Source organism: Stenotrophomonas sp. PA-6-5C, from assembly GCF_021605635.1.
In the GTDB taxonomy this organism is placed as follows: Bacteria; Pseudomonadota; Gammaproteobacteria; order Xanthomonadales; family Xanthomonadaceae; genus Stenotrophomonas; species Stenotrophomonas lactitubi.
In genome coordinates this window covers 1-11,461 of record NZ_WKEE01000026.1, presented here as the reverse complement: position 1 = coordinate 11,461, position 11,461 = coordinate 1, and the positions used below count along the sequence as shown (strand labels likewise).

11 protein-coding genes are annotated in these 11,461 nt (G+C 64.8%); 6 read left to right on the top strand and 5 right to left on the bottom strand.

Going from position 1 to position 11,461, the window contains the following annotated elements:
• Nucleotides 1-385 precede the first annotated feature (385 nt).
• Nucleotides 386-3,367, bottom strand: coding sequence for an XVIPCD domain-containing protein (locus tag GIW57_RS12540; RefSeq protein WP_236511202.1), 2,982 nt, complete (start codon nucleotides 3,365-3,367; stop codon nucleotides 386-388).
• A gap of 11 nt (nucleotides 3,368-3,378) precedes the next feature.
• Nucleotides 3,379-3,879: a hypothetical protein gene (locus GIW57_RS12535; RefSeq protein ID WP_236511199.1), complete on the bottom strand. Its 501-nt coding sequence runs from the start codon at nucleotides 3,877-3,879 to the stop codon at nucleotides 3,379-3,381.
• Nucleotides 3,880-4,387: 508 nt separating this feature from the next.
• Between GIW57_RS12535 and GIW57_RS12530 the strand changes: the two genes are divergently transcribed.
• Entirely contained in the window at nucleotides 4,388-4,882 is a 495-nt protein-coding gene (locus GIW57_RS12530) for an XVIPCD domain-containing protein (protein WP_236511197.1), read from the top strand.
• A 180-nt stretch (nucleotides 4,883-5,062) separates the two neighbouring features.
• On the top strand, nucleotides 5,063-6,208 hold the full coding sequence (locus GIW57_RS12525) for a YncE family protein (protein WP_236511194.1): 1,146 nt from the start codon (nucleotides 5,063-5,065) through the stop codon (nucleotides 6,206-6,208).
• Between the two features lie 126 nt (nucleotides 6,209-6,334).
• Here GIW57_RS12525 and GIW57_RS12520 read toward each other — a convergent pair whose 3' ends face one another.
• Nucleotides 6,335-6,814 (bottom strand): nuclear transport factor 2 family protein, encoded by a 480-nt coding sequence (locus GIW57_RS12520; RefSeq protein ID WP_236511192.1) that lies wholly within the window; start codon nucleotides 6,812-6,814, stop codon nucleotides 6,335-6,337.
• A gap of 223 nt (nucleotides 6,815-7,037) precedes the next feature.
• Between GIW57_RS12520 and GIW57_RS12515 the strand changes: the two genes are divergently transcribed.
• Both GIW57_RS12515 and GIW57_RS12510 read left to right on the top strand, forming a co-directional pair.
• Nucleotides 7,038-7,850: an alpha/beta hydrolase gene (locus GIW57_RS12515; protein ID WP_236511189.1), complete on the top strand. Its 813-nt coding sequence runs from the start codon at nucleotides 7,038-7,040 to the stop codon at nucleotides 7,848-7,850.
• 24 nt (nucleotides 7,851-7,874) lie between these two features.
• Nucleotides 7,875-8,045, top strand: coding sequence for a hypothetical protein (locus GIW57_RS12510; protein WP_202908203.1), 171 nt, complete (start codon nucleotides 7,875-7,877; stop codon nucleotides 8,043-8,045).
• Between the two features lie 18 nt (nucleotides 8,046-8,063).
• Here GIW57_RS12510 and GIW57_RS12505 read toward each other — a convergent pair whose 3' ends face one another.
• The gene (locus GIW57_RS12505) at nucleotides 8,064-8,753 is read right to left on the bottom strand and encodes a hypothetical protein (RefSeq protein WP_236511186.1); all 690 of its coding nucleotides are present in this window, start codon (nucleotides 8,751-8,753) and stop codon (nucleotides 8,064-8,066) included.
• A gap of 120 nt (nucleotides 8,754-8,873) precedes the next feature.
• Here GIW57_RS12505 and GIW57_RS12500 point away from each other — a divergent pair, with 120 nt between their 5' ends.
• Together GIW57_RS12500 and GIW57_RS12495 are read left to right on the top strand one after the other, a co-directional pair.
• The gene (locus tag GIW57_RS12500) at nucleotides 8,874-9,518 is read left to right on the top strand and encodes a hypothetical protein (RefSeq protein WP_236511184.1); all 645 of its coding nucleotides are present in this window, start codon (nucleotides 8,874-8,876) and stop codon (nucleotides 9,516-9,518) included.
• Nucleotides 9,519-9,632: 114 nt separating this feature from the next.
• Nucleotides 9,633-10,601: a polysaccharide deacetylase family protein gene (locus tag GIW57_RS12495; protein ID WP_236511181.1), complete on the top strand. Its 969-nt coding sequence runs from the start codon at nucleotides 9,633-9,635 to the stop codon at nucleotides 10,599-10,601.
• Between the two features lie 3 nt (nucleotides 10,602-10,604).
• On the opposite strand, the gene GIW57_RS12490 is transcribed toward GIW57_RS12495, so the two are convergent.
• Nucleotides 10,605-11,447, bottom strand: a complete 843-nt coding sequence (locus tag GIW57_RS12490) for an MnmC family methyltransferase (protein WP_099821413.1) — start codon at nucleotides 11,445-11,447, stop codon at nucleotides 10,605-10,607.
• Between the last annotated feature and the right edge of the window lie 14 nt (nucleotides 11,448-11,461).

The window sequence follows — 11,461 nt, the reverse complement described above, 5'->3', positions numbered from 1 at the left end:
CGCCAGAGCCTGCGGCTGACAGCAGCGCATGGACGATCCTGCGCAGAAAGGAAAAATCGTCCTCGGTGCTGCCCAGGGCTGACTTCTCTTCGAGCAAGCATCTCAATGACTGCGGATATGTGAAGTCGAGTGAGTAAATGTCCTCCCACCGCCCCTCTTCTCTGATGTACCAATCCAGCCCTCCGCGCTCACCCCCGCGACACCAACGCGCTCGTCGTTGCGCCGGAACACGTACTAATACTCTGCAGGTGATGGACCACCAGCTTGCAGTCGGACAAGGCTGACCATGTCCGCGTTCTGCAACTCGACTTCCGACGTTGCATCTGGGTAGAAAGTACTTGGTATGTGTTGCCCCTGGTTGCCCTTGAAACGGTATTGGTGACTATCACCCCATACTCGCCGTTCGTTCCCTTACTTCCTGCTGCGTCCGCTCCTCCTGCGACTGCTGCTCAAGCTGGCGGCTCAACGCACGCTGTTGCGCTTCCTGGCTCACGCTTTCGTATTGTTGCAGCGATTGCTCGACAGGCGTCTGCACAGCCTGCGCTGTTGTCATCGAGGCATGCAGATGCGAGGGGTCATTCAGTTCGCCCTGCACCAGAAACACCGTATGCCCCGCAGGGTTCTGCGCAGTCGCGTTGCTCAGCAGCACGTGGTCCACGCGTGACAGATCGCTGTGCTTGGCCAGCACCAGCAGGCTGGCGCTCATCCGTTCGCTGATCGCATCGAAGCTGCGCCCGTGCGTGGCATCCAATGCTGCAACACCGTCGCGTATCTGCTCGTAGAGCGGGTGGTCAGGGTGACCCGGCATTTGCGGGCCGCCGCCGGCCATGGAACCATCCATGGCCTTGCGGGCGTGGTCGTGCACCGCACGGGCGGGGTGTTCCTGCTCCTGTGCCACGGCGGGAACGGTCGGTTGTTCGCGTTGCTGCCCTTCCACCTTCTGCAGGGGAGGGGACGGCGACCGATGAACCGATTGCATCCTCGCCATGTCATCGACGGTGGTGGTGGAGGTCAACACCATGCGGTTGCCCGCGGCAGTGCCGAAGGAGGCAATGGCGCTATCCGGGCTGGGCGCGTGCGTGCGTGGGTCGGGCATCAGCTCCAGCGTGACGTCGGCCTGTTTTCCAACGGCGACAAGATTCTGCTCAACCGCGGCGGTGGTGGCGGCAAGCTGCTCCTCAGTGCGCCGGATGCCATGCTTCGCGTACAGCGATTCCACCTGTCCGCGCACGCCCTCAGGCCCGACGTGTACGGTGGCCTTTATCTGGTCGGCCATCCTGCCCATGTCCGCAATACCGGCGTTCTGGCTCTGCCAAGTGATCTCCAGCTCATCGCTGAGGTTGCGATTGGCCTGGCTGTTGTAGACCACGCCTTCGTGCAGCCACTGGCCATTCGCCTGGCGGCTGTAGCTACGACCGTCACTTGCGCGCAGGGTATCGGCGCTGTCCTGCGCACCGCGGACTGCCTGTGGAATGGACGGGTTCTGGGCGTCGCCGAAATCACTCCAGCGACCCTGCTCGTGGGCCACCATGTAGCGCGCGGCCACCGCCGCCTTGGTGTTGGCCGCATTCTGCGCGATGACGGTGCGCGACTGCTCATCCAAGGCTGGTTCGCGTTCCGGCGGAACAGGCTCGCGTCGTGTGATGGGCGTGCGTCCGTCTACGACTTCCTTGATCTCCAGCTCCCATTGCCGGGAGGTGGTGTCGCGGACGAACGCCCTGCCGGTCTCGAAGGCGCTGGGTGGCGGCTCGTTCACGCCATTGGCACTCAGTCGATAGGGATCCCGCGGCGGCGGCAGGTTGGCCAGGCCGAGCTCGTAGGAGGCGCGCGCCGCCTGCCAGTTCAATTGGCGCTCCAGCGTGCCCGTGGCCACATAATCGGCGCGGAAGGTGACATCCTCACCCTGTGCCGTCTGCACTGGCCGCACCTCCACGCCCGTGCCCAGATCAGCGCTCTGCACTTGCTGTTGCTCGGCGTTGCGCAGCCAGCGACCATCCGGATCTGCCGGGTTGCGCGTCCAGGTACGCTGCAATGGATCCTGCTGGATGTAGACGCGGTCGATGTCCCTCTTCTCGGCCCACTTCTCACCCAGGTGGGCGCCAAGCACGCCGCCGCCCATGCCAGCGACGACAGCGACGGGGCCAGTCCACGAGCCGGATACGAGGCCAATGCCTGCACCTGCTGCAAAGCCGCCCAGCGCGCCACCAAGGTTGCGGCCGACGAAATGCGCCGAGGTGGAATCTGCACCTGCGGTGTTGCCTTGCGAGTTCAGCTCCACCCATTTGTGGCCGGAGGTGGCGAAGTCATGCGCCATGAGGGCGACGCCGGCCATGCCGAGTGCCTTCATGCCAGGGTTTACACCATGAGGTACAGCCTTGGCTGCGGCTACGTCCGGAGGTCCCCGCGGCGCGCCGGGCTGCAGCGGCGAATGCGGCGGCGGCTCGGGAAGATCAGCGAAGAGGCGCGGCCCTGTACTCAGCGAAGAACGAGCAGAGATCCAGTCCGCGCGGGTGGCCGACATCTCGTGGAGGCTCAGTGCGCTGAAATCATGCAGCGGCTTTTCGAAGAGCGTTTTGCCTACGGCGTCATAGCCATCGATGGGCTTCAGGTGCAGGCGTACCTGGGCCACGTCGACCGCTTGACCAGTGTTGGTGGTGGCGTGCTGGGCCAGAGTGCGCTCGAGGGATTGGTACTCGGCGGCAGACCGGCTCACGAAGGTGAGCGGGTCGGCACCGAAGGTGCTTACGGGGTAGCCGTTGATACGGAGTTGGGGGTGCTCGAGCGCGGTGGGCAGTTCGAAGTTGCTGAACCCGCGGTTGGCGGGGGCCCCGTCAACGAAGGCGACAAGCGGCTTGCCTGTGGAGATGGCGCTCTCGAAGAACCGGGGACTGCCGGCGTTCCACATGATGTCCTGGAGTGCACCTTTGTAGTCGCCCCTTGGCTCGAAGCCTTGGGCCTTCATGAAGTGCTCAAATTTGTCCGTGATCGCCAGGAAGTCTGGATGCTGAGAGGGGCGATTGCCCACATCCTCAATGTACTTGCCCCATGGCGTATCCCCAATGATTCCAGCTCTGTAGTCCACCTCTTCCGCATACGCGGTTGCATTCAGGAAATTGGTGACGCCGGATCCGTCTTCGCCTGAGAACGCCAGGTAGTCGATTCCTGGTGGAAGCTCCGATGGATAAGCGGCGATCCTCTGCCTGAGAAAGTCCTCGTAGCTGGTGAGCGCGTCGGGTCCAGAGCCCGGCGATTTCAGGTACTCAACAACCACTGCCTTCTGTTGGTCGGATAGCAGACTGCCATCCCCCACGTTTTTTGCAGGATTCAACGTCGTAAGCGCGAAGTCATCAAACGAGAAGGTGGGCACGACGCATCACCTCAAAGATCGCGGGCAGGAACGTGAAGCTCTGCGAGAATGAGCCAGTCGTTCGGCAATCGCGTGGAACTCTCAGGTGGTGATATTCCCAGCCGGAGCAATTCATCAACCCTGACCATGGCCAGATAGCGGCGACTCTCCGCATTGCTGGCCTGCCCAGAAAATACGTTCACCAGCCCTTCCGCAACACTGCAGATGAACGAATATTTGTCATCGGTGTTTCCCAGCACCTTCTGCAGTTTAAGGATGGACTCAAGCACCTGCTCCGGACTCAATTCCAGCGTGTAGCGCACTTCGCGACCTCCATTCCATTCGACGACCTGCACGGTGCCGAGGAATCCTGTCGCGCCGACACGCTGCTGATCACGTCGGAACATGTATTGATATTCCTGAGTGTCGCTTCCATCAGGCCCAGTTGCTGGCAGAATTCTTGGGAAGGAAATGGTCACGCCGCTTTCTGGGTCAAACGCGGTGTTCTCGACGGGCTTGAATCGGATAGGCATCGTTCTTCCCTGGAAGGCCTTATTGATCGATGGCTGTGTTGCGTGGTTTCGTTCAGTCCAGCTTCTCATGGCTGCCTATCTGCTAGGTGGCCAAATATGCAAGTTGAATGCGACGTCCAGCGACATGAGCATTGTCACGGAGAGGGCAAAAACCAGTCGGTCCGAAGTCAGGCACGTGCGTCCAAGCGTCTTTCATCAGCAATTCCATTGCAGCGGCTCAGCCACTATACGGCTGCACCTCAAGCTACTCCACCGGCGAGCCCAGGGTCGGCGCTGTTACTGCTCGCTGGTTCACACATTCAGCAAGCCAATCCCGTCACCCAGGCCGCCTCCATCTGCCCGCGAACCCACCTATGCGATCGTCCCGCCAGGACCGCAGTACCCAACAAGGCTGAGCAGGCATGGAGCAAGCAACACGCTAGACGGTAACCCTCTTTCTGGCCGCGCCCGGCACCACGCTGCTGCGCCGTTCCCGGCCAGTGAGTTGAATGGCGAACAGCACCCTCCGATGCCCGAGCGCGAGGCCGAGCTGCACCGTGAAGGCGGTCGCCCGAGCCACGAGCCGCCGCCCAGCCCGATGGAAGTGGCGGGCACGCTGCTGGATCCCTCACACCCGGACCACCGGCTGTTCGCGCAGCTGATCCAGAAGGTGGCCGAGCTGGATGCCGCACATGGACGCACCTTCGACGACACCAGCCAGCGCATCAGCGCCAGCCTGCTGGTACTGGCCAAGCAGAACAACCTGTCCCGCGTGGACCACGTGCTGCTCAGCCGGCTGACGAAGAGCAGCCATGAGGCGGAGAGCATCTTCATCGTGCAGGGCGACCGCAATGACCCGGCTCACCAGCGCGCAAGTCTGCCGGCTGACGTTGCCGCGCAGACGCCGGTGGTGGCTTCCTTCGAGCGCATCGAGCAGTTGGCGCAAGCACAGCCGCAGCGGGATGCCCAGCGGCATCAGGAAGAGCAGCAGCTGGCCCAGGCGCACGCCCCGCGCATGGCTTAGGCGCTCCGTGCAGGATCGCGCGTCCGCCATGCATCCGCAGGCGGACGCCACGGGCCCCACCTGCTACCATTCCACCGCTACCCAGCCAGCCCCACCCCGCGCAGACAGATGCAGGGCCGGGCCGTCGAAGAACGGCCCCGCGAGCCAGGACACCCACCGTGCCCATTGAAGGACGCTCGCATGATCCGCAATTCCCTTTTCCGCTCGGCCGCCCTGGCCCTTGCCGTTTCGCTCAGTCTCGGTGCGCCGTCCGCGTTCGCCGATAACGCGCCCGCCGCCAGCACCACCACCGCTGTGCAGCGCCAGGCCGTCGCCCAGGGCCTGTACGAACTGGCCTACAGCCCCAAGCAGAACGCCGTGTTCGTCGCCTCCTCCGGTGGCTTCGGTGACAACGCCGGCCCGGCCCAGGTGCTGCGCCTGAACCCGACCACGTTGGCTGTGGAAACCCGCATCCCGCTGGAGCGCAAGGCGTTCGGCGTGGTGCTGGATGACGCCCATAACCGCCTGTACGTGGGCAACACCGTGGACCTGTCGGTGACCGTGGTCGACACCGCGCAGAACAAGGCCATCGGCACCGTGCAGCTGATGGAGAAGAAGACCGGCAAGGACGGCAAGGCCGCCTACACCCACGACCTGCGCGAGCTGGTGGTCGACAGCGCCGCCAACCGCCTGTACGTCACCGGCCACAGCAGCCAGCCCGATGTGAGCAGCGTGCTGTTCGTGATCGATACCAACACGCTGACGGTGATCAACACCATTCCGGGCCTGGGCAATGCCAAGGCGCCAGGCCTGGCGCTGGATGCTGCCAACAAGCGCGTGTACACCAGCAACCTGCTGGCCGATCTGGTGGTGGTGGGCACCGACTCCAACAAGGTGGAAGCCCAGCACAGGATCGCCGCCGAGCAGCCGATGAACATCGCGCTGGACCCGGCCGGCAAGCGCCTGTTCGTGACCGACCAGGGCTCGGAAATGCTGCGTGGTTACCAGGCCAAGAGCAGCGGGCTGGTCAGCAAGCACCCGGGCCAGCGCGTGCTGGTGCTCGACCGCAGCAACGGCAAGGAACTGGCCAGCATCCCGACCGATGCCGGCCCGCTGGGCATCCTGCTGGATGCACCGCGCAAGCGCCTGTACGTCACCAACCGCGAAGCCGGTACGGTGACCGCATACAACAGCGACAGCTACCAGAAGGTGGCCACCTACGCCGTGCCGACGCACCCGAACAGCCTGGCGCTGGATGCGAAGAACAACGTGCTGTACGTGAGCATCAAGAACGGCGAGAAGGATGCCAAGGGCTCGGAAGAGAGCGTGGCGCGGATCCAGCTGTAATCACACGGGTCGGATTGAAGGAGCCCGCTTTCTCGACCAACGGTCGCGGAGCGGGCACTCTCCACCGGATGTGGCTTGCGCGCGCCCGCAACCTGCGTGGTTCAGCGGGCGCTGCGGCGCTGACGATCATTTGTCTGCTGGGCGGTGGTCGTAGCTGATCACGCGCTCGGCCTGCCATTGACCGTTCACCCGGCGCCAGACCTGGATGAAACGCGCCTGGCCGGTCCAGCGTTCGACACCATCGGCGCCGCGCTCGTGGAAGCGGTGGTCGCCGATTTCCAGGGCGCGATCGTCCTGCAGCGGGAAGACCTGCAGCGAGCTCTCCACCAGCTCGCGCCGCAGGTGCCAGCCGCCCTTGCGCGCGTTGTCGCACAGGTTGGCCACGCTGCGGCGGAAGTCGGCGCGACTGCTGGCGGACTTTCCATCCTTGTCATGGAAGAACTCCATGTCCTCGGTGGTCATCGCGGCGGCCTTGTCGGCATCGCAGGTGTCGAACGCCGCGGCAAACAGCTGTGTGTCGGCTGCGCGGATCTGCTCGCGCAGGATGTCGCTGGCGGGGGAGGGGCCGACGACTGCGGCGGCGAGCAGGGGCAGGGCGAGCAGCATGGCATGGCTCCGTTGAGGACCGGCGCAGACTGGCACGGTGGCCGTCCCGCCGTAAGCCGCCGCTGACGAAACGGGGGCTTGGCCCGACCAATGCCGCGCTGGCGGGTGTGAACCTGTGCGGCCCGGCACCGTGTACGCGATGTCATGGCCTGAGCTGATTCCATCACGAGCGGCTCCGTTGCGACTGCCTAGGCTGGGGTCTTCATTCTCCCCGGGAGCTCCCATGCCTACCTCCTCCGTCCGCCTGCACATTGAAGACACCGGCGGCACCGGCCGTCCGGTAATCCTGATTCACGGCTGGCCGTTGTCGGCCGAATCATGGAAGGCCCAGGTGCCGTTGCTGCGCGATGCCGGCTATCGCGTGATCAGCTATGACCGCCGCGGCTTCGGTCGCTCGGAAAAGCCCGCCGATGGTTACGAGTACGACACGTTGGCCGCTGACCTGGCGGGCCTGATCGATGAGCGCGACCTGCGCGATGTCACCTTGGTCGGCTTCTCGATGGGCGGTGGCGAGGTGGCGCGCTACGTCACCAACCACGGTGAGGATCGCCTGCACAGCGTGGTGTTCGCTTCGGCCGTGCCGCCGTACCTGCTGAAGGGTGCGGACAACCCGGACGGGCCGCTGACCCAGGAAAAGGCCGATGAGATGCGCCAGGGGCTGGAGAAGGATCGGGAAGCGTTCTTCGATGGCTTCACGCGTGACTTCTTCAGTGCCGACGGCAAGCTGATGGTTACCGAGGATGAGCGTCAGGCCGCCATCGCGCTCGCCCATCAGTCTGACCAGACCGCTGCGCTGGGCTGCATGAAGGCGTTCGCCACCACCGATTTCCGTGCGGACCTGAAAAAGGTGACGGTACCGACGCTGGTGCTGCACGGTGACAGCGATGCCACGGTTCCGTTCGAAGGTTCAGGCAAGCGCACGCACGCGGCCATCGCCGGCAGCGAGGTGGTGGTGCTGAAGCATGCGCCGCATGGCTGCAACACCAGCCACGCCGATGACTTCAATCTGGCCCTGCTGGAATTCCTGAAGAAGTAATGCCCAATACGGCATCATCCGCGCATGCCCACTGCCCGCACGCCACCCTGGAAGAAGCCCAACCCGAAGGGCCAGAAGACGCAGCCGCTGTCGGAGGCGCAGAAGGCGGCGGCGCGACAGCGGGCGGAAGAGAACGGGCGCCGTTACCCGAATCTGGTGGACAACATGTGGGCGGCGAAGCTTCCGCGCGGTTGAGCTGCCGCGGTTGAAGCGCTACCGGGTGCGGCGCCCCACCCATGGCTGCCAACCCCATTCCCGCCATGGCGCCACGATGCGGGCGTGCATCGTCAGTGCAGCGCCGGACGATGCGCTGCAGGCACGCAGGGCATCGCGCAGCACGGCCACATCTACCGGCTGCGCCGTGGCCACCTGCAGCAGTGTGCCTCGGCGACGCACCTGCACCGGCAGCACGCCATGTACCTCGACCGGGTTGCCGGTTCGGGTCCTGCGATAGCGCATGGTGATGGGACGGACAGTCTGCAGCAGTACCGGCGTGCAGGTGTCCAGCAGGCGCAGCTGCTGCTCTTCTGGCGCCCGGACCTCGATGACGGTGGAGGGATAGCCCACCAAGCTCTCCACCATCACCTGGAAGCGCGGGCCGTCGGGCGTCAGGTAGACGGCCAGGCTTATCGTGCCGATGAAAGCTGTTGCTGCCAGCCAGATCCAGCTCCGCGGCACCTTGGGCGGCAGGGTGATGCTGTCCAGGCCGGGGTTGCGGCGCCGCAGGCGACGATAACGCCGCTGTGCAGCGGGGCTGGGCAGCAGGCTGTCGTCAGACAGCGCAATCACGCGTGGCGGTAGGCGGGCCAGCCGTCGATTGATCACCCGCGCGCCCAGCATCGCCACCGCCCCACCCAGCAGTGCCGGCAGCACGGTACGCACGAACAGATACCACCCCAGCATCGCCAACACTCCTGCATTGAACGCACATGATCGCGCATCCCCGGCGATGGTGTCGCATCTGCCAGCCGACAGCGTCGATTGGCTTGGCTAGCATGCGCGTCACTCGCTGGGGAAACACCGATGACCGCCTTCACTGCCCGCCTCGGCCGCTTCTTCGGCGCTGGCCTGATGCTGTTGCTGCTGCAGGTGCTGGCGCTGCTGTCGGTTGGCCTGGCCGCAGGTTACTTCCATCACCGCGTGGACCTGCTGCTGGAGCCACTGTCCTTGGCCTGTGGTGGCACCGATCCGGGCGCGCGCCTGCACGTGGCCGAGCACCTGCTGGCGCGTGCCGGTGCGCTGGACGACTGGCAGCCGCTGTGCTGGTTGCCGATGGCAGCGCTGGTGCTTGCTCTGCTGGGTACGCTCCTGGTCTGCGTACACTGGCTGCGCCATGTTGATGCGCCGCTACGCCGCAGCGCATGGGGCCTGCTTGCCCTGCATGCGGCGGCGCTGCTGCTGGCCAGCGCGATGCTGCGGCTGTATGAGCATGTGTGGGAAGGCATCAGCTCTGCACTACCTGCTGCGTGCCTGACAGATCTGGCACCGGACGGGCATGAGCTGCCGTCCTCGATGCGGCAATGGTTGCTGCAGCTGTTCGCCAGGGTGGACCTGATGCCGCCGCACGCGCCTGATGCGCTGGCCATCATCCTGTGTGGACTGTTACTGGCAGCGATGGTGATTGGTCTGTGGCTGTGGCGCATTACTTCGCGATTGACCCAGCCCTGAGGCCCGGTGTGGACATCGCTGACTGACTCGACCCGGCGCTGACGCCGTGTCCACCCTCGGCGGCAGGACTCAATCGGGTTACAGTCGTTGCATCCTCATCACATGGATGTACCGATGCGTCTGTTCCTGCGTGCGTTGCCGTTGCTGTTGTTGTCACTCACCGTCCATGCTGCCGAGATTGATCGGCGTATTGCGGTGACCATCGACGATCTGCCGTGGGCGCGCCTGGATGAGATCGTGCCGGCGGATCTGCAGGCGCGTCATGCCGCACTGATGGCACAGCTGCGCCAGGCTGACGTGCCGGTGATCGGTTTCGTCAACGAGAACAAGCTGGAAGTGGATGGCAAGGTGCAGCCGGCGCGCGTGCAGATGCTGCGTGACTGGCTGGATGCCGGCTACGAGCTGGGCAACCACACCTGGTCGCATATGGACCTCAACGCCAAGGGCGTGGCGGCATTCCAGCAGGATTTCCTGCGCGGCGAGCAGGTACTGCGGCCGCTGTTGGCCGAACGCGGGCAGACGCCACAGTGGATGCGTCATCCGTATCTGCGTGCGGGGCGTATGCCGGAAGATCGCGCGGCGATGGACGTGTTCTTCAAGCAGCACGGCTACCGCGTTGCGCCGGTGACGGTCGACAACGGTGAGTGGGTGTGGGCCTTCGCCTATGCCAACGTGATGAACGAGCAGCCCGATTCAGCCGAGCGCGAAGCGACCCTGGCGAGCCTGCGCAAGGGCTATGTGCCGTACATGCTGAACAAGGTGGATTACTACGAGAAGCAGTCGTTGGCGCTGCTGGGGTATGCGGTGCCGCAGGTGTGGCTGATGCATGCCAACGAACTCAACGCGGCGACGTTCGCCGAGCTGGTGGCGGCCACCAAGCGTCGTGGCTATCGCTTCGTGTCGCTGCAGGAGGCCGTGCGCGACCCTGCCTATGCACGCGGTGCGGAGGGCTACAGTGGTCGTTACGGACCGAGCTGGCTGCACCGCTGGGCGATGGCCGAGAACAAGCCCAAGGAGTTCTACGCCGGCGAGCCGGAAGTGCCGAAGTGGGTGATGAAGCTGGCCAAGGTCGACGGCGAGTGAGGCTCAGCGCTTGACGGCCAGCACGCCGTCCAGCGCCAGCTCGGCCTTGAAGCCTGCCTTTTCCAGGCGCTTGGCCACTTCACGTGGCACATCGCGGCCGCTGGTCAGCTTGTTCGGTGCGCCGGTGTAGTGGAACAGGCGACCGCCCTTGCGGATGACGCGGGCGAGGTGGTCGTAGAACACCTGCGAGTACAGTTCGCCGGCGATGCCGAAGCGCGGCGGGTCGTGCAGGATCGCGTCGACGCTGTTGCTGGCCACCTGTTCGATCTGCTGCGAGACGTCGCCGTGGCTGAAGTGCAGGCGACCGCCCGCGGCGGCTGAATCCGGATCGGGCGACCACGGGTTGAGGGTACGCAGCCACATCACGTCGGCGTTCTTTTCGAACGAGCGGATCTGGCCGACACCAGCCTCCAATGCGCAGGCGGCGAAGTAGCCCAGGCCGCCGCAGGTATCGAGGATGATCTTGCCTGCGGGGGCGACCAGCTCGACCTTGCGGCGCGCGTCCTCGAACGGCGACAGCTTGGAGGTCGGCAGCATCTTGATGCCGTCGATCTCGAAAGTCGGCGCGCCCCATTCGGTCGGCACCAGCTTGATCAGCGAGCCGCTGAAGCGGGAGATGGAGCAGAACTCCTCACCATCCCAGTAGTACAGGGTGCGGTCCTTCAGCTTGCCCGGCCACGGGTAGTGCTGGCCACGGAAGGTGAAACCCTCGGCATCCAGTTGTACCGCCGCTTCGCTGCGCCCCAGGTCGAGCGAGCCCTGCCATTCGGTGGCGCCCTTGTCGTGGGCACGGCGCAGGGTGTCAGCACTGTCGCGGGTCAGCAGGGGGCCGGAGTAATGGGGCACAGTGGGTACTGGGG

Excerpts from the sequence above, each read along its gene's own strand:
- GIW57_RS12510 (WP_202908203.1), top strand. The coding sequence starts at position 7,875 with ATGCCCACTGCCCGCACGCCACCCTGGAAGAAGCCCAACCCGAAGGGC.
- GIW57_RS12535 (WP_236511199.1), bottom strand. The coding sequence starts at position 3,879 with ATGCCTATCCGATTCAAGCCCGTCGAGAACACCGCGTTTGACCCAGAA.
- GIW57_RS12495 (WP_236511181.1), top strand. The coding sequence starts at position 9,633 with ATGCGTCTGTTCCTGCGTGCGTTGCCGTTGCTGTTGTTGTCACTCACC.
- GIW57_RS12530 (WP_236511197.1), top strand. The coding sequence starts at position 4,388 with ATGCCCGAGCGCGAGGCCGAGCTGCACCGTGAAGGCGGTCGCCCGAGC.
- GIW57_RS12500 (WP_236511184.1), top strand. The coding sequence starts at position 8,874 with ATGACCGCCTTCACTGCCCGCCTCGGCCGCTTCTTCGGCGCTGGCCTG.
- GIW57_RS12520 (WP_236511192.1), bottom strand. The coding sequence starts at position 6,814 with ATGCTGCTCGCCCTGCCCCTGCTCGCCGCCGCAGTCGTCGGCCCCTCC.
- GIW57_RS12515 (WP_236511189.1), top strand. The coding sequence starts at position 7,038 with ATGCCTACCTCCTCCGTCCGCCTGCACATTGAAGACACCGGCGGCACC.
- GIW57_RS12525 (WP_236511194.1), top strand. The coding sequence starts at position 5,063 with ATGATCCGCAATTCCCTTTTCCGCTCGGCCGCCCTGGCCCTTGCCGTT.
- GIW57_RS12505 (WP_236511186.1), bottom strand. The coding sequence starts at position 8,753 with ATGCTGGGGTGGTATCTGTTCGTGCGTACCGTGCTGCCGGCACTGCTG.